Annotated in this window: 13 protein-coding genes and 1 pseudogene; 1 reads left to right on the top strand and 13 read right to left on the bottom strand. The window is 60.0% G+C overall.

Annotated elements, in window-relative coordinates; genetic code table 11:
• Positions 1 to 53 precede the first annotated feature (53 nt).
• From ACQKPC_RS17570 to ACQKPC_RS17585, 4 genes are all read right to left on the bottom strand, one after another.
• Complete coding sequence (locus ACQKPC_RS17570; protein WP_008070352.1) at positions 54 to 431, bottom strand: hypothetical protein; 378 nt, start codon at positions 429 to 431, stop codon at positions 54 to 56.
• Between the two features lie 84 nt (positions 432 to 515).
• Positions 516 to 1325 carry a putative RNA methyltransferase gene (locus tag ACQKPC_RS17575; RefSeq protein WP_427625706.1) on the bottom strand — a complete coding sequence of 270 codons (810 nt, stop codon included), beginning with the start codon at positions 1323 to 1325 and terminating at the stop codon, positions 516 to 518.
• Positions 1325 to 2476 (bottom strand): succinyl-diaminopimelate desuccinylase, encoded by a 1152-nt coding sequence (dapE, locus tag ACQKPC_RS17580; protein WP_427625707.1) that lies wholly within the window; start codon positions 2474 to 2476, stop codon positions 1325 to 1327. Before dapE ends, ACQKPC_RS17575 begins: the two co-directional genes overlap by 1 nt.
• A 219-nt stretch (positions 2477 to 2695) precedes the next feature.
• Complete coding sequence (locus ACQKPC_RS17585; RefSeq protein ID WP_192344208.1) at positions 2696 to 5287, bottom strand: glycosyltransferase; 2592 nt, start codon at positions 5285 to 5287, stop codon at positions 2696 to 2698.
• 288 nt (positions 5288 to 5575) lie between these two features.
• Between ACQKPC_RS17585 and tcdA the strand changes: the two genes are divergently transcribed.
• A complete protein-coding gene (tcdA, locus tag ACQKPC_RS17590; RefSeq protein WP_161794720.1) occupies positions 5576 to 6388 on the top strand; it encodes a tRNA cyclic N6-threonylcarbamoyladenosine(37) synthase TcdA in 813 nt (270 codons plus the stop codon).
• Positions 6389 to 6514: 126 nt separating this feature from the next.
• Here tcdA and ACQKPC_RS17595 read toward each other — a convergent pair whose 3' ends face one another.
• The 9 genes and pseudogenes from ACQKPC_RS17595 to ACQKPC_RS17635 all read right to left on the bottom strand — a co-directional run.
• Positions 6515 to 6919 (bottom strand): SufE family protein, encoded by a 405-nt coding sequence (locus ACQKPC_RS17595; RefSeq protein WP_427625708.1) that lies wholly within the window; start codon positions 6917 to 6919, stop codon positions 6515 to 6517.
• Positions 6916 to 8121, bottom strand: coding sequence for an aminotransferase class V-fold PLP-dependent enzyme (locus ACQKPC_RS17600; protein ID WP_427625709.1), 1206 nt, complete (start codon positions 8119 to 8121; stop codon positions 6916 to 6918). Before ACQKPC_RS17600 ends, ACQKPC_RS17595 begins: the two co-directional genes overlap by 4 nt.
• A 142-nt stretch (positions 8122 to 8263) precedes the next feature.
• Positions 8264 to 9298 (bottom strand): 2,3,4,5-tetrahydropyridine-2,6-dicarboxylate N-succinyltransferase, encoded by a 1035-nt coding sequence (gene dapD / locus ACQKPC_RS17605; RefSeq protein WP_008070343.1) that lies wholly within the window; start codon positions 9296 to 9298, stop codon positions 8264 to 8266.
• A gap of 33 nt (positions 9299 to 9331) precedes the next feature.
• Positions 9332 to 9694, bottom strand: a complete 363-nt coding sequence (locus tag ACQKPC_RS17610; RefSeq protein WP_007907995.1) for an ArsC family reductase — start codon at positions 9692 to 9694, stop codon at positions 9332 to 9334.
• Positions 9695 to 9960: 266 nt separating this feature from the next.
• Positions 9961 to 10692, bottom strand: a complete 732-nt coding sequence (locus tag ACQKPC_RS17615) for a M12 family metallopeptidase (protein WP_427625710.1) — start codon at positions 10690 to 10692, stop codon at positions 9961 to 9963.
• 166 nt (positions 10693 to 10858) lie between these two features.
• Complete coding sequence (gene dapC / locus ACQKPC_RS17620) at positions 10859 to 12058, bottom strand: succinyldiaminopimelate transaminase (RefSeq protein WP_427625711.1); 1200 nt, start codon at positions 12056 to 12058, stop codon at positions 10859 to 10861.
• Between the two features lie 231 nt (positions 12059 to 12289).
• Positions 12290 to 14992: a [protein-PII] uridylyltransferase gene (locus tag ACQKPC_RS17625; protein WP_427625712.1), complete on the bottom strand. Its 2703-nt coding sequence runs from the start codon at positions 14990 to 14992 to the stop codon at positions 12290 to 12292.
• Between the two features lie 45 nt (positions 14993 to 15037).
• Positions 15038 to 15820, bottom strand: a complete 783-nt coding sequence (map, locus tag ACQKPC_RS17630; RefSeq protein ID WP_008070337.1) for a type I methionyl aminopeptidase — start codon at positions 15818 to 15820, stop codon at positions 15038 to 15040.
• Positions 15821 to 16124: 304 nt separating this feature from the next.
• Positions 16125 to 16217: pseudogene (locus ACQKPC_RS17635) on the bottom strand (hypothetical protein); the annotation flags it as partial.
• Position 16218: the final 1 nt, after the last annotated feature.

Genomic DNA, 16218 nt, shown 5'->3' on the forward strand with positions numbered 1-16218 from the left:
AACGCGGAGCGTCCGTTGAGGCATTCCCACGCAGAGCGCGGGAACGATCAATGTCAGGCAGTTTTCCAGGTGATTTCTTCTTCACCATCGGCGCTGATACGCATCCAGCGATCGGCCGTCTCTTCACCTTCTTCCTCGACCCAGCTACCCGGCGCGCAACGCACTTCGACGTTCAGCGCTGCAAAGGCTGCGCGGGCGCAGGCGATATCGTCTTCCCATGGGGTCTGGTCGCTTTCCAGGTACAGGCTGTTCCATTTGCCAACGGCTTTCGGCAGCCAGGTGACCGGCACGCTGCCGGCCTTGCACTTGTAGGTCTGGCCTTTCTGAACCCAGTCGGTGCACGGGCCTAAAGCCGCGCCGAGCCAGGCCGCGATGGCCTTGTAGTCGACGTCGGCGTCTTTCAGGTAAATCTCGATATCGGGTTGGCGCATGGATGTCCTCACTGCGGGTCTGAAAAATCCATTCGCGGATTTAGCCGGCCTCAAGCTGTTTGCTCAAGACCAAAATTTAAGAGTTTATTGAAGAACAAAATAATCGTAGCGCATCGAAACAGTGACCTCGAACGGCTCGGCCTGTTCGATAACCGCCGCCCGGCGTTCGGCACTGGCGCGCCAGCCGTGGGGTGTCATGGCCAACAGGTTCGCGCGATCCTGACCATTGACCAACGTCAGTTTGAACTCCAGGGTTTCGCTGTGCTGCAGCGTCATGCCTTCCGGCACCAGCGCCAAATGCTTGTCATCGGTGTACTCGCGGACTTCGTCGTACAGTCGCTCGCGCAATTCCATCAGATGGCCGCTGGTCGGCCCGACTTTCATCAAGCCGCCGCCGGGGCTGAGCAGGCGCTTGGCTTCTTCCCAGTCCAGCGGGCTGAAAACGCTGGCGAGAAACTGGCAACTGCCGGAGGCCAACGGCACCCGTGCCATGCTGGCGATCAACCAGGTCAGGGCAGGGTTACGTTTGCAGGCGCGTTTGACCGCTTCCCGGGAAATGTCCAGCGCATAGCCGTCAGCGTTGGGCAAGGCTTCGGCGATTTGCGCGGTGTAGTAACCCTCGCCACAACCGATGTCCAGCCAGCGTTGGGGCGCGTACTGCGCCGCCAGTTCCGCCAGACGCTTGGCCACCGGCGCGTAATGGCCGGCGTTCAAAAAGTCGCGACGGGCTTCGACCATCGCCAGGTTATCCCCAGGGTCGCGGCTGTTTTTATGCTGCACCGGCAACAGGTTCAGGTAACCCTGCCGCGCACGGTCGAAACGATGCCCGGCGGGGCAAGCCACGCCGTTGTCCACCGCGTTCAGCGGTTCGCTGCAGATCGGACACGCGAGCATCAGGCGAGCAACTTGATCAGGGTCTGGTAGTAGATCTCGGTCAGCACGTCGAGATCGGCCGCCAGCACGCGCTCGTTGACCTGGTGAATCGTCGCGTTCACCGGGCCCAGTTCGACAACCTGAGTGCCCATGGTCGCGATGAAGCGCCCGTCGGAAGTACCGCCGCTGGTGGAAGCTTGCGTTTCGCGACCGGTGATGTCCTTGATGCTCGCCGACACCGCGTCGAGCAGGGCGCCCGGTTCGGTGAGGAACGGCAGGCCGGACAGCGCCCAGTCGATGTGCCAGTCCAGGCCATGCTTGTCGAGAATATCGGCGACGCGTTTTTGCAGGCCTTCGACGGTGGACTCGGTGGAAAAGCGGAAGTTGAACACCGCCACCAGATCACCCGGGATCACGTTGGTCGCGCCGGTGCCGGAATTGACGTTGGAAATCTGGAAACTGGTCGGCGGGAAGAAATCGTTGCCGTGGTCCCAGTGCTCGGCGGCCAGTTCGGCCAGCGCCGGGGCAGCGAGGTGGATCGGGTTCTTCGCCAGGTGTGGATACGCCACGTGACCCTGCACACCGCGCACGGTCAATTTGGCGCCGAGGGAGCCGCGACGGCCATTCTTGACCACGTCACCCACCAGGGTCGTGCTCGATGGTTCGCCGACGATGCACCAGTCCAGACGTTCCTTACGGGCGGCGAGGCGTTCGATCACAGCCTTGGTGCCGTGATGCGCCGGGCCTTCTTCGTCGCTGGTGATCAGGAAAGCGACCTTGCCTTTGTGGTCCGGGTAATCGGCGACGAAACGCTCGGCTGCCACGGTCATGGAGGCCAGGCTGCCTTTCATGTCGGCCGCGCCACGGCCGCAGAGCATGCCGTGTTCGTCGATCACCGCGTTGAACGGATCGATCTGCCAGGCGGTTACCGGACCGGTCGGAACCACGTCAGTGTGGCCGGCGAAGCACAGCACCGGGCCTTCGTGTTTACCGTGGGTCGCCCAGAAGTTATCCACCTCTTCGATGCGCATCGGTTCAAGCTTGAACCCGGCATCGCCCAGGCGCTGCATCATCTGCTTCTGGCAATCGGCGTCGACCGGCGTCACGGACGGACGGCGGATCAGGTCGATAGCGAGTTGAAGGGTCGGCGAAAGGTCGGCGTGGGCCGTCATGAAAAGCTCCGGAAACATGAAATATGGGCGCGGGCTAAATGTGGGAGCGGGCTTGCTCGCGAAGGGGCCATCACTGACGCCAAAAGCTTCGCGAGCAAGCCCGCTCCCACAGGTATGGCGTTCGGCCGTTGGTACGTGCCCGGCCAAGGCCTGCAAAATGGCGGTTATCTTAAAGCAAAACGGCGGCCATTGGCCGCCGTTTAGTGCATCTGTACTGATTTAGACAGCCGGTGCGGTCGTGGCTTCAGCTACCGGTTTGGGCAGCGACGACAGGAACGCCATGATCAGCGCCGCCAGGTATGGCAGCGACTGCACCAGCAACATGGTCACCCAGAAGCGCATGTCGTTGCTCGGCAGGCCCTGCACCAGGAAGATCCCCAGCGCCGCGCCCCACAACAACAGCATGATGAACACCTCTTCGCGCGCTTCCGAAATGGCTACCCAGAAGCCGTGATTATCGGCGTTTTTCGGGGTACGGAAGAACGGAATGCTGCTGGTGAAGAAACCGTACAGCACCGCTTTGGCGATGGTGTGTGACAACGCCAGCCCTGCCAATGCCGCGCAGAACGCATCCTTGAGGTTGACCCCGACCGCACGGCGGTACAGGAAGATGATCTTGCCGACCTTGAACACGAACAGCGCCAATGGCGGGATCGCGAAAATCAACAACGGCGGATCGACCCGTTGCGGCACGATGATCATCGCTGCCGACCACAACAGTGCGCCGACGGTGAAGAAGATGTTCATGCCGTCCGCCACCCACGGCAACCAGCCCGCGAGGAAGTGGTAACGCTGGCCACGGGTCAGTTCGGTGTCCTTGCCGCGCAGCAGGCTGGCGGTGTGACGCTTGATGATCTGAATCGCCCCGTAGGCCCAGCGGAAACGCTGTTTCTTGAAGTCGATAAAGGTATCGGGCATCAGGCCTTTGCCGTAGCTGTCGTGGTAATACGCCGCCGACAGGCCTTTTTCGAACACGCGCAGACCCAACTCGGCGTCTTCACAGATGCACCAGTCGGCCCAGCCCAGTTCCTCGAGCACCGAGCGTCGGGTCATGGTCATGGTGCCGTGCTGGATGATCGCGTCACGGTCGTTGCGGGTGACCATGCCGATGTGGAAGAAGCCTTTGTATTCCGCGTAGCAGAGCTTCTTGAAGGTGCTTTCGTTCTGGTCGCGGTAATCCTGTGGCGATTGCACCACGGCGATTTTCGGATCCGCGAAATGCGGCACCATGTGCTTGAGCCAGTTCGGGTCGACGCAGTAATCCGAGTCGATCACCGCAATCACTTCGGCATCTTTGGCGGTATGCGGAATCAGGTAATTCAGCGCGCCACCCTTGAAACCGGCCAACGGTGCCACGTGGAAGAACTTGAAGCGCGGGCCGAGGGTTTCGCAATAATCGCGCACCGGTTCCCAGACCGCCGGGTCTTTGGTGTTGTTGTCGATGATCAGGACTTCGAAGTCCGGATAGTCGAGGTTAGCCAGGGCGTTGAGGGTCTGTTTGACCATCTCCGGCGGCTCGTTGTAGCAAGGTACGTGAATCGACACCTTCGGTCGGTAGTGCGAATCACCCACCACTGGCAGGAATTCACGCCGGCGTTTGTGGGTCCAGACCGCTTCGGCCAGTTCGTGGGCTTCGGTCAGCAGAACGATAAACACCCCGAGTGCACCGAGGGCGAGCAAGAAGCCCACCGTCAGGCTGAACCAGGTGCTGTATTGCTGGCTGTAGTCGTAACCGATCCACACCAATACCGAACCGCACAGGAACGCGATAAAGGTCAGGAAGGTGCGGCCGCGTTGACGCAGGGCCGAGCCGTCAATCATCAGCAGGGTCAGCGACAGCAGTGCCAGCACTACCGAGCCGATAGCCAATACGCGCCATTGCGGGATCGCGACGACCGGGCCTTCGAAGTTGAATTTCTGCTGGCGTGCGGCGTTGAACACGCCCCAGTACGCGCCCACTGAACCTTCGTCACTGGCCTTCCACGGTTGGTCGAACGCTTCGATCACGAAGTAGTTGAAGCCTTGGCGGTTGAGCTTGTTGACCAGCGTGCGCAGGTAAATCGCCTGGTCCGCCGGCGACGCATCGGCGCCACCGCGCATGCGGCCGTTGCTCGGCCAGCCGACCTCGGAGAGCAGCAGCGGTTTTTTCGGAAACATCTTTTTCAGATCACGGGCGCGGTCAAGAACGAACTGACCGGCCTTGTCCACCGGAACGAACTCCCAGTAGGGCAGAACGTGAGCCGCGATCAGGTCAACGTGCTTGGCCAGGCTCGGGTTTTCTTCCCAGACGTGCCACTGTTCAGAGGTGGTGACCGGAACCTTTACGGCCGCGCGGACGCGATCCAGGATCAGGCTCAGCTCTGCTGCAGTGATTTCCTTACGGAAGATCGCCTCGTTACCGACAATCACGCGAACCACGCTGCGCGAGGTGTTGGCGATTTCGATGGCGCGGGTGATCTCGCGCTCGTTGCGCTCTTCATCCGGGCTGATCCAGATACCCAGGGTCACCCGCAGGCCGAATTCTTCCGCCAGTTTGGGAATGTTCTCCAGCGTGCCGTCGACCGAGTAGGTCCGGATGTTGTCCGTCAGCTTGCTCATGATCTCCAGGTCGCGACGCATTTCATCGTCGGTCGGGTACTGGGCTTTTTGCGGGTACTGGCCTTGTTGAAACGGCGAGTACGAAAAGCCGGAGATCTGCTCAGGCCAGTTGGGGGCGGTGACGGGGCGATTGACCAGCGCCCAGAAACCGGTGAACAAGGCGGCGATTGCAAGAACCACGACCAGGTTGAGTCCAAATTTACGCGATGACATAGCTATTTCAGGTTCCAGGGGCTACTGAACGAAGGAACGGTCGGCGGCCGGCTGCCAAGGGGCGGGGGCGCGCATCCTACACTGGGCGTTCACTGACCGTACAGCGGACAGGGAAATGCCGGACGTTGGGCAATCCAAGTCGACTTAAGTTCTTTGACCGGGGCGTTGTAGCCCAATTCCAATAAATTTGTAGGCAATTAAGGCAGTCAAGACCGCCGTTTATAGACCCAAAGATGCTCTTGGCCGCCGACGGCCCTATAATGCGCGCCGGTTTTTGGGGTAATGGTCATGAGTACAGAAGATCCGCGGTTTGCTGGCATTGCCCGCTTGTATGGCATCGAAGGCCTTGAGCGCTTGCGTGCGGCCCATGTGGCGATCGTCGGCGTCGGTGGCGTCGGTTCCTGGGCGGCGGAAGCTGTTGCCCGGTGTGGCGTGGGCGAGATTTCGCTGTTCGACCTGGACGACGTCTGTGTCAGCAACGTCAACCGTCAGCTGCATGCGCTGGACAGCACCGTCGGCAAGCCCAAGGTCGAGGTGATGGCCGAGCGTCTGCGCGGGATCAACCCGGATTGCACGGTGCATGCGGTGGCGGACTTCGTCACCCGTGAAACCATGGCCGAGTACATCACGCCGAACATCGACTGCGTGATCGACTGCATCGACAGCGTCAACGCCAAAGCCGCGCTGATCGCCTGGTGCAAGCGGCGCAAGATCCAGATCATCACCACTGGCGGCGCGGGCGGGCAGATCGACCCGACACTGATCCAGGTCTGCGATCTGAACCGCACGTTCAACGATCCCCTGGCCTCGAAAGTACGCTCCACGTTGCGCCGCGACTACGGCTTCTCCCGCACCGTGACCCGCCACTACAGCGTCCCGTGCGTGTTTTCCACCGAGCAACTGCGTTACCCGAAACCGGATGGCAGCATTTGCTTGCAGAAGAGTTTTGTCGGTGATGGCGTGAAGCTCGACTGCGCCGGGGGCTTTGGCGCGGTGATGATGGTGACGGCGACGTTCGGCATGGTCGCGGCGACCAAGGCTGTGGATAAGATTGTGGCTGGAGTTCGGCGCCCGGCAGATCGGGTCAAGCCTGAGGTTTAATGGTTGTTACTGATCATTCCCACGCTCTGCGTGGGAATGCAGCCCAGGACGCTCCGCGTCCCTTTCTAGAGCTGGAACGCGGAGCGTCCCTTGAGGCGTTCCCACGCAGAGCGTGGGAACGATCGGTCAGGCGGCCAGTTCACGCATCCGCTGTAACACGGCATTCAGGCCATTACTGCGGGACTGGGACAACTGGCGGCCCAACCCCAGCTGATTAAACCAATCCGCCAAATCCACCTGCTGCAACTCAACTGCGGACACCCCGTTGACCCGTGCCAGCAGCAGCGCCACCAACCCGCGAATCAAGCGCGCATCGCTGCTGGCGCTGAATTGCCAGTGCCCGTCCTGCAACGTGCCGACCAGCCACACCTGGCTCTCACAGCCATGCACGCGGTTGACCTCGACCTTATCCACATCGCTCAACGGCGGCAGACGGTCACCCCATTGCATCAGCAACCGCGCCCGCTGTTCCCAGCTTGCAGCCTTCTGAAAAGTATCCAGCGCGGTGACGGCATCGGCGGGCAAGGTCATCGCAACAACTCCAGGGCCTGATCCAGCGCTTCAAAAAAGCGCTCAAGGTCTTCGGAGTCGTTGTACAACGCCAACGACACCCGAATCGCCCCGGCCAGTTCAAAGCTTTTGAGCAACGGCATGGCGCAATGATGACCGGCGCGAACGGCGATTCCCTGTTCGGTCAGCAAATGCGCCAGATCAGCGTTATGCACACCCTCGACGACAAAACTGGCCAGTGCCAGTTGCGGCTTGCCCAGCAGACGAATGCCGTTGCGCGCTTCAAGGCCTTTGAGCAGATAGTCATGCAGCGCGGCTTCGTGGGCGGACACGGCGTCCTGATCCAGCCCGGCCAGATAATCCAGGGTCGCCCCCAGGCCAATCACGCTGGAAATCGGTGGCGTACCCGCCTCGAACCCCAGCGGCGCAGGACGAAAGCGTGCGTCGTGGTAGTTGGCATCCAGCACCATTTCGCCGCCGAACTGCCACGGGCGCAGTTGCTTGAGCGCTTCATGATGACCGAACAGCGCACCCAGGCCATCCGGGCCGTAGAGCTTGTGGCTGGAAAACACATAGAAGTCGCAACCCAGCGCCTGCACGTCATGCCGACCATGCACCACGCCTTGAGCGCCGTCGACCACGGTCAGCGCGTTGTGCGCTTTGGCCATCGCCAGTAACGCGGGCAACGGCTGCCAGGCGCCGAGCACGTTGGACAGCTGACTGACCGCCAGCAGACGGGTACGCGGGCCGATCAGGCGAGAGGCGGCTTCAAGGTCAATCAAGCCGTCGGCATCCAGCGGCAGGATCACCAGTTTCAAGTCGCGACGCTGGGCCAGTTGCTGCCATGGCAACAGGTTGGCGTGATGCTCCAGAGCGCTGATGACAATTTCATCGCCCGGATTGAATACGTGTTCCAGGCCATAGGCCAGGAGGTTCAGCGCGGACGTCGCGCCGTGGGTAAAGATGATCTGCCCGCAATCGCCGGCGTTGAGCCATTGCGCGACTTTGCTGCGGCTGTCTTCGAACGCCTGAGTGGCATGGGCGCCGGGCAAGTGTTGCGCCCGATGCACGTTGGCCGCGCCGTTGGCGTAGTAATGCGCCAGGGCATCCAGCAGGGCTTGAGGTTTTTGCGTGGTGGCGGCGTTGTCCAGATAAGTCTGGTCTTGCCGTTGCAGGGCGGCGATGGCCGGGAAATCGGCGCGCCAGGGAGAGGGAATCATCATGCTATCGGGCCCTGCTAAACATGGGCGAGGTGTACGCCTGACCCTGTGGGAGCGGGCTTGCTCGCGAAGGCGTCCTTGAGGTCGCCAAAAGCTTCGCGAGCAAGCCCGCTCCCACAGTTGATCGGTTGGGTTGCTGCAGCAATCAGTTGTGAGCGTGCAGCGCTTCGTTCAGTTCGATGGCCGATTTGTGGGTTTTGCACTCCACGGCACCGGTCTCCGAATTGCGGCGGAACAGCAGGTCAGGTTGACCGGCCAGTTCACGCGCCTTCACGACTTTGACCAGTTTGTTGTTTTCGTCCAGCAGCGCCACTTTGGTACCAGCGGTCACATACAGGCCCGACTCAACGGTGTTGCGGTCGCCCAGCGGGATACCGATACCGGCGTTGGCGCCGATCAGGCAGCCTTCGCCGACCTTGATCACGATGTTGCCGCCGCCCGACAGGGTGCCCATGGTCGAGCAGCCGCCGCCCAGGTCCGAACCCTTGCCAACGAAAACGCCCGCCGACACACGGCCTTCGATCATGCCCGGGCCTTCGGTGCCGGCGTTGAAGTTGACGAAACCTTCGTGCATCACGGTGGTGCCTTCGCCCACGTAAGCGCCCAGGCGAATACGCGCCGCGTCAGCGATACGCACGCCGGCCGGTACCACGTAGTCGGTCATTTTCGGGAACTTGTCCACCGAGAACACTTCCAGCAGCTCGCCGCGCAGACGGGCTTCCAGTTGATGTTCGGCCAGTTCGGCCAGATCGATCGCGCCCTGGCTGGTCCAGGCCACGTTCGGCAGCAACGGGAAGATCCCGGCCAGGTTCAGGCCGTGCGGCTTGACCAGGCGATGGGACAGCAGGTGCAGCTTGAGGTAAGCCTCAGGCGTGGAGCTCAGCTGTGCATCTTCGGCCAGCAGCGTGGCGACCAGCGGCTTGTGGCTCTCGGCCAGACGGGTCAGCAGTGCCGCTTGTGCAGCGTCGACGCTTTTCAGCGCTTCGGCCAGTTGGGACGCCTGAGCGGTGCTGAAGGCGATGGCCTGATTGCCGTCGGTGTAGCCCAGAACCGGCGCAATGGCGGCGACCAGTTCGGCCGACGGGTTGAGCAGTGGCTGCGCGTAAAACACTTCCAGCCATGCGCCTTGACGGTTTTGAGTGCCGACACCAAAGGCCAGGCTGAACAGGGTAGTGGACATGTTGATACCTCTAACAAAATGGAACGGGCTGCCTTACTTGAGCGCTGCCGCGTAGATATCTGGCTTGAAGCCAATCAGGGTTCGGTCACCGAGATCGAGCACCGGGCGCTTGATCATCGAAGGTTGTGCGAGCATCAGTTCGATGGCTTTGCGCTGGTCGAGATCGGCTTTGCGTTCGTCGTCGAGCTTGCGAAAGGTCGTGCCTGCACGGTTCAACACCACTTGCCAGCCGTGCTCGTCGCACCATTGGCTCAGGTGTTCACGGTCGATTCCGACCGTTTTGTAATCATGGAAGTCATAGCTGACAGCGTGTTCATCGAGCCAGGTGCGCGCCTTTTTCATGGTGTCGCAGGCTTTGATGCCGAAAAGGTGCAACGTTTTGCTTGAAGCGGTCAAGGAATTGCCCCCTTTGCAGGTGCTGAAAATAAAAGGTGACGGATTATGCCATGACCGGACGGTTTCGCGTCGGCTGTGGTCGGGTTTGTCTGTAGGCCATGGCGATCAGCTGTGTCGTGCGACATGGGGGCAACAGTCAGCGGCATCGGACGGCTGCCCCCTGCAGCCGCCGCTGGTACACATCTGTGGGGGCAACGGCTGGAGTGGCATAGCCTCGGTCGTCATCACCAGATCGGTGATGACGCATTGCGGGAAGTGTTGGGCTGTCAACGTTTTGGATAAAGCAACTTCATGAGTTGTTTGTCTTTTCTACTGATCTTGCGGTTGATAGGTATTTCCCAATCGCCCAGTGTCAGTGTGTTAGCCACGGGGTGATGCATGATGGACTTCCTGTCGTAAGGCGTATAAATCGCTTCGATGGTATCGAAGGGCTGAAACAGGTTCATATCGACTTGTTCTTTGGTCAGTGGATTCATCTCTCGATTCTGGTAGAACTCATACACTTTCGGTTTATCCCAAGGAATATTGGCTTCGGGGTGTTGATGTTCGTGCATCGCCCCTAATGCATGTCCGAATTCATGAGTCACGATCACTTCGAAATCTTCATGTTCAGGTTCGACGCCCAGATCCATGGTTGGCCAGTCTGGATGAATCAGTAGCGCATCGGTGCCCAACATCGAGCTGTTAATAGGGTTTTTTGTCGCAATTCGGATATCACCTTCCAGCCCTTCGACGAAATCGAAATTCAGATTGATATAGGGCAGCCACTGACTGGCCGCCCTGATGATCTTCTGTTTGTGTTCATCGTCGGGATCGTCGATAAATGCGATTTTGAGCGTGCGTCCATTTGCCCACAACTTCGAATAAGCGATCAGAGAGCGCTTGCGACGTGTGCCGAGGGTGGATCCTGCATTTCCGGGGTTTTCATTGATAGCCGCGTCGTAGGATTGCTGGTCGTCGGGCCATTGGATAAGGGTGCAGTTTTCAATATTGTTCATTAGGTACTTCTTCCATGAAGTAAAGGCTAAAGTTGTGTGAGTGCGCACAGTAATGCGCTGCATGAGAGTAAGAGGTCTCTGCAGTTCAGTGAATCTTAATTGCGAGTGATGTGTTACTGGTTATAAAAAAGCTCCCGCACTGTATTGCACAGTGCGGGCGGGGAGACTATTTGTTGCGGGTAATGAACGCGCGAAGGCGCTCGGCCGCTTCCACGCATTCAGCCAGCGGCGCAACCAGCGCCATGCGTATGCGTCCGGCACCCGGGTTGACGCCATCGACATCGCGGGACAGGTAGGAGCCCGGTACCACGGTCACGTGTTCCTGTTCGAACAGGTCACGGCAGAACGCCGCGTCATCACCGTTCACATTCGGCCACAGGTAAAAACCACCGTCCGGACGCTGTACGTCCATCACCGGGCTGAGGATCTCCAGCACCGCATCGTATTTCTCGCGGTACAGCGCACGGTTGGCGCGTACATGCACTTCATCATTCCATGCGGCAACGCTGGCCAGTTGGGTCTGAACCGGCATCGCGCAGCCGTGGTAGGTGCGATACAGCAGAAAGCCTTTGAGAATATCGGCATCACCGGCCACGAAGCCCGAACGCAGGCCGGGCAGGTTGGAACGCTTGGACAGGCTGTGGAACACCACGCAACGCTTGAAGTCTTTGCGACCCAGTTCGACGCATGCACTGAGCAGGCCGGCCGGTGGGGTTTGTTCGTCGAAATACAGTTCGCTATAGCATTCGTCTGCGGCGATCACGAAGTCGTATTCGTCAGCCAGGGCGATCAGCTTCTTCAGGGTTTCGACCGGAATCAGCGCGCCGGTCGGGTTGCCTGGAGAGCACAGGAACAGGATCTGGCAGCGCTTCCAGATGTCCGGCGAAACAGCGTCGAAGTCCGGGTTGAAGCCGTTTTCATCAAGGCACGGCAGGTAATGCGGCTTGGCTCCGGCAAGGAACGCCGCGCCTTCATAGATCTGATAGAACGGATTCGGGCTGACCACCAGCGCGTCTTCGCCACGGTTAACTACGGTCTGGGTGAACGCGAACAGCGCTTCGCGCGTGCCGTTGACCGGCAGCACATTGCGCGCCGGGTCGAGCCAGCCGTTCGGGACGCTGAAGCGGCGTTCGCACCAGGCGGCGATGGCTTCACGCAAGGCCGGGATGCCGAGGGTGGTCGGGTACACGGCCATCTGATCCAGATTGCTCGCCAGCGCTTCGGCGACGAAGCTCGGCGAACGGTGCTTCGGTTCGCCGATGGATAACGCAATGGCGCGTTTGTCCGGGTTTGGCGTGACGCTGCCGAGCAGGGCGCGGAGCTTTTCGAACGGGTAGGGCTGCAACTGGTTCAGAGCGTTGTTCATGAGGGCCTCGTTCAATGTGGGAGGGCTAATGTGGTGCAGGGGGCTTGTTGTGGTGAGGGGGCTTGCCCCCGTTCGGCTGCGGAGCAGTCGTAAAACCTTTGTATGCGGTGTATCTGATACATCGCGGTGCAGGTTTTGGGGCTGCTTCGCAGCCCAACGGGGGCAAGCCCCCTCGCCACAACAAGCCCCCTGTCCACAGGAAGTCCATACCCACAGGGGGAAGTTATTAATTCAGATGTTGATGCGCGAAAGTTTGATATCGGGTTCCTGGCTGACGCTCAGCTGTTCGACGATGGCATCCTGCAAGCGGCTGCACAGCAACGGGTCGGACAGCGGCTGATTGTTCGCGTCGGTGATGAAGAACACGTCTTCCACGCGCTCGCCCAAGGTGGCGATCTTGGCGTTCTGCAGCGACAAGTCGAACTCCAGGAAGATCGTGCCGATCCGCGCCAGCAACCCCGGACGGTCGGGCGCACTGAGCTCCAGCACGGTCACCGGACGCTGAGCATCGTTGTGGATTGTGACCTGTGGCGCAAACGCGAAATGCTTGAGCTGGCGCGGCACCCGACGCTGGATGATGGTCGGGTAGTTGTCCGGGTTGCGCAGGGCTTCGGTCAGGCCTTCGCGGATCTGCTTGACCCGCGCCGGGTTGTCGCCGATCGAATCGCCATCGGTGTCGAGCACGATATAGGTGTCGAGGGTGAACTGGCTGCTGGAGGTGATGACCCGGGCATCGTGAATGTTCAGGTTGAGCTGGTCCATCGCTGCCACGGTCACGGCGAAAAAGTCGTGCTGGTCCGGTGCATAAATGAAGATCTGCGTACCGCCCTCGAACTCGCGCTGGGTGGTTTCCTTGATCAGCACCAGCGGGCCGCCGTCGGCCGGCTGCTGCAGAATCGCGTCAGTGTGCCAGGCCACGTCGCCGGCGGTGTGACGCAGGAAGTAGTCATCGCCCAATTGCGCCCAGAGCTGCTCGACATCGTCCGGATCGTTGCCGCCGCGTACGAGAATGTCCAGCGCCGCGCTCTGGGTCTGGCGGATCTGCTCTTCGCGATCCACCGGGTTTTCCAGACCACGACGCAAGGCGCGCTTGGTCTCGGTGTAGAGCTGGCGCAACAGGCTCGCGCGCCAGGAGTTCCACAGCGTCGGGTTGGTTGCGTTGATGTCGGCAACGGTCAGCACGTACAGATAATCGAGGCGGGTTTCATCGCCGACGGTCTGCGCGAAATCGTGGATCACGTGCGGGTCGGACAGGTCTTTGCGCTGGGCCGTGGTCGACATCACCAAATGGTTCTGCACCAGCCATACGATCAGACGGTTGTCCCAGATCGGCAACTGGTGGCGCTGGCAAAAAGCTTCGGCATCCACGGCGCCGATTTCCGAGTGATCGCCATGCCGGCCCTTGCCGATGTCGTGATAAAGACCGGCCAGGTAAATCAGTTCGGGTTTGGGCAGTTTGGCCATGAGCTTGCTGGCCAACGGGAATTTTTCCGACACCTGGGTGTACTGCAGCTTACGCAGGTGCTTGATCAGGTTCAGGGTGTGCGCGTCGACCGTATAGATATGAAACAGGTCATGCTGCATCTGCCCGACAATGAAGCCGAACTCCGGCAGATAGCGCCCAAGGATGCCGTAACGGTTCATCCGCCGCAGATTGCGGTGGATGCCGATTTTGCACTTGAACAGCTCGATGAACAGGCTGGTATTACGAATATCATTGCGGAAGTCGTCATCGATCAGATGACGATTCTCGCGCAGCAGACGGATGGTATCGGCGCGTACGCCTTTGATTTCCGGTTGCTGGGCCATCAGCACAAAGATCTCGAGCATGGCGAATGGCGTACGGCGGAACACGTTGTCGCTACGCGCCTCGATGTAGCCGTCGTGCAGCTGGAACCGCGAGTTGATCGGCTGTGGTGGTGCTTCGTCTTCGGGGGCCAGGATCACTTCTTCGAAGTGCTGGATGATCAGGTCGCTGAGCTGGGCAATGCTCATGACTACCCGGTAATACTGCTGCATGAAGTTTTCGATGGCTTGCTTGGCGTCGTTGCCTTCGAACCCCAATAGCCCGGCGATGGAACGCTGGTGGTCGAACAGCAGGCGGTCTTCGGAACGGCCGGCGAGCATGTGCAGTGCGTAACGTACCTTCCACAAAAACTCCTGGGACGAGGCCAGCAGGGCGTTTTCGCTCTCCACCAGGAAACCTTCGCCCGCCAAGGCCCGCAGGTTCAGGGTGCCGTATTCGCGACGGGCCACCCAGAGAATCGTCTGAATATCCCGAAGGCCACCGGGCGAGCCTTTCACGTTGGGTTCCAGGTTGTATTCAGTGTCGTTGTATTTGTGGTGACGGGCCTTTTGCTCGGCGCGCTTGGCCAGGAAGAACTCCTTGCTCGGCCACATGTGCGCGGTGCTGGTGACATCCAGCATGCGCTGGCGCAGCCGCTCGGGGCCGCAAATGGTGCGGCTTTCCATCAGATTGGTGACGACCGTCAGGTCGGCACGGGCCTCGACGGCGCATTCGTCCACCGAACGAACGCTCTGGCCGACTTCCAGGCCGATGTCCCACAGCAACGTCAGAAAGCGTTCGATGGAATCCCGAAAAATTTCGTGATCGGCGCTGTCCAGCAAAATCAGCAGATCGATGTCGGAATAGGGGTGCAACTCGCCGCGACCGTAGCCACCGACTGCCACCAGGGCGATATCGGCGTCCTCGCTCCAGTTAAACTGTTCCCAGGCTTGTTGCAGGATGTTGTCGACAAACCAGGCGCGATCCTCGATCAGCCGGCGAATGTCCCGGCCACTGCGGAACCGCTCGTCGAGCACCTCGCGGGCCTGACGGATCGCCTTCTTGAAAGCAGCAATAGGGCTTGCCTTCAGGGCCAGTTCAGCCTGGAACTGGCCGCGGTCGAAGAGTTCGGGATCCACCTGCGGCATCGATTGGCTTTCCTTTCTATAAGGCTGGGAACGGAGCGGGCGGGATCAGGCCGAAACGCGCGCGATGGTATCGTCGTTGCGCAGGGTGAAGATCTCGTAGCCGGTTTCGGTCACCAACAGGGTGTGCTCCCACTGCGCCGACAGCTTGCGATCCTTGGTGATAGCGGTCCAGCCGTCGCCCAATACCTTGGTATCGGCCTTGCCCTGGTTGATCATCGGCTCGATGGTGAAGGTCATGCCGGCTTTCAGTTCCATGCCGGTGCCGGCACGGCCGTAATGCAGAATCTGAGGTTCTTCGTGGAACACCTTGCCGATGCCATGACCGCAAAACTCGCGAACCACCGAGAAGCCGTTCTTTTCCGCGTGCTTCTGGATCACTTCACCGATATCGCCCAGGCGGCAGCCGGGTTTGACCAGTTCGATGGCCTTGTACATGCATTCCTGGGTCACCTGGGACAGACGCTCGGCCCAGACCGGCACGGTACCGACGTGGAACATGCGGCTGGTGTCGCCGTGGTAACCGTCCTTGATCACGGTGACGTCGATGTTCAGCGTGTCGCCATCCTTCAGCGGTTTCTCGTTCGGGATGCCATGGCAGACCACATGGTTGATTGAGGTGCAGATCGACTTCGGGAAGCCCTTGTAGTTGAGCGGGGCAGGGATGGCTTTCTGCTCATTGACGATGTAGTCGTGGCAGATGCGGTCCAGTTCTTCGGTGGTGACACCCGGTTTGACATAATCGGCAATCATTTCCAGCACATCGGCGGCCAATTTGCCGGCGATCCGCATTTTTGCGATGTCCTCTGGGGTTTTGAGGGTGACGGTCATACAGGCTCTCTCTGCGCTCAATGGCGCCTTCTAAAACGAAATGGGCATTGCGTGAGCGATCTTCGCAGCCCTGAAAAACGCGATTCTACCAGACGATCAGCGCAAATCTGAGCCTCTGTGCATCGCTTCTATCTATAGGATGGCGCATTCTGGGGAGATTCCAAGGCAGGGGCCAAAAGCATTGCTCAGGTTTTCAGAATCCGGGTTCCGTTTTTTTCTGCCTTGTGATATAAAATGCGCCGCTTTCCGGGGATACCCTGGGAAGCTTAAATCCACACACGTGTCGACACGATGACCTGGGTGCGAGGTCGGCACCGATGGTGGGTAACAGGCCAACGATGACGAACTCCGTCGTCCCGATGGCGAAAGCGCTGAGGGTCAGTGCGAGCAAGGCAATG

Origin of the sequence: Pseudomonas sp. NPDC089918 (assembly GCF_050280605.1) — a bacterium.
In the GTDB taxonomy this organism is placed as follows: domain Bacteria; phylum Pseudomonadota; class Gammaproteobacteria; order Pseudomonadales; family Pseudomonadaceae; genus Aquipseudomonas.

What these genes read in the sequence shown, in the direction of transcription:
- ACQKPC_RS17570 (WP_008070352.1), bottom strand. Translation starts at nt 431, where the DNA reads ATGCGCCAACCCGATATCGAGATTTACCTGAAAGACGCCGACGTCGAC.
- ACQKPC_RS17575 (WP_427625706.1), bottom strand. Translation starts at nt 1,325, where the DNA reads ATGCTCGCGTGTCCGATCTGCAGCGAACCGCTGAACGCGGTGGACAAC.
- dapE (WP_427625707.1), bottom strand. Translation starts at nt 2,476, where the DNA reads ATGACGGCCCACGCCGACCTTTCGCCGACCCTTCAACTCGCTATCGAC.
- ACQKPC_RS17585 (WP_192344208.1), bottom strand. Translation starts at nt 5,287, where the DNA reads ATGTCATCGCGTAAATTTGGACTCAACCTGGTCGTGGTTCTTGCAATC.
- tcdA (WP_161794720.1), top strand. Translation starts at nt 5,576, where the DNA reads ATGAGTACAGAAGATCCGCGGTTTGCTGGCATTGCCCGCTTGTATGGC.
- ACQKPC_RS17595 (WP_427625708.1), bottom strand. Translation starts at nt 6,919, where the DNA reads ATGACCTTGCCCGCCGATGCCGTCACCGCGCTGGATACTTTTCAGAAG.
- ACQKPC_RS17600 (WP_427625709.1), bottom strand. Translation starts at nt 8,121, where the DNA reads ATGATGATTCCCTCTCCCTGGCGCGCCGATTTCCCGGCCATCGCCGCC.
- dapD (WP_008070343.1), bottom strand. Translation starts at nt 9,298, where the DNA reads ATGTCCACTACCCTGTTCAGCCTGGCCTTTGGTGTCGGCACTCAAAAC.
- ACQKPC_RS17615 (WP_427625710.1), bottom strand. Translation starts at nt 10,692, where the DNA reads ATGAACAATATTGAAAACTGCACCCTTATCCAATGGCCCGACGACCAG.
- dapC (WP_427625711.1), bottom strand. Translation starts at nt 12,058, where the DNA reads ATGAACAACGCTCTGAACCAGTTGCAGCCCTACCCGTTCGAAAAGCTC.
- ACQKPC_RS17625 (WP_427625712.1), bottom strand. Translation starts at nt 14,992, where the DNA reads ATGCCGCAGGTGGATCCCGAACTCTTCGACCGCGGCCAGTTCCAGGCT.
- map (WP_008070337.1), bottom strand. Translation starts at nt 15,820, where the DNA reads ATGACCGTCACCCTCAAAACCCCAGAGGACATCGCAAAAATGCGGATC.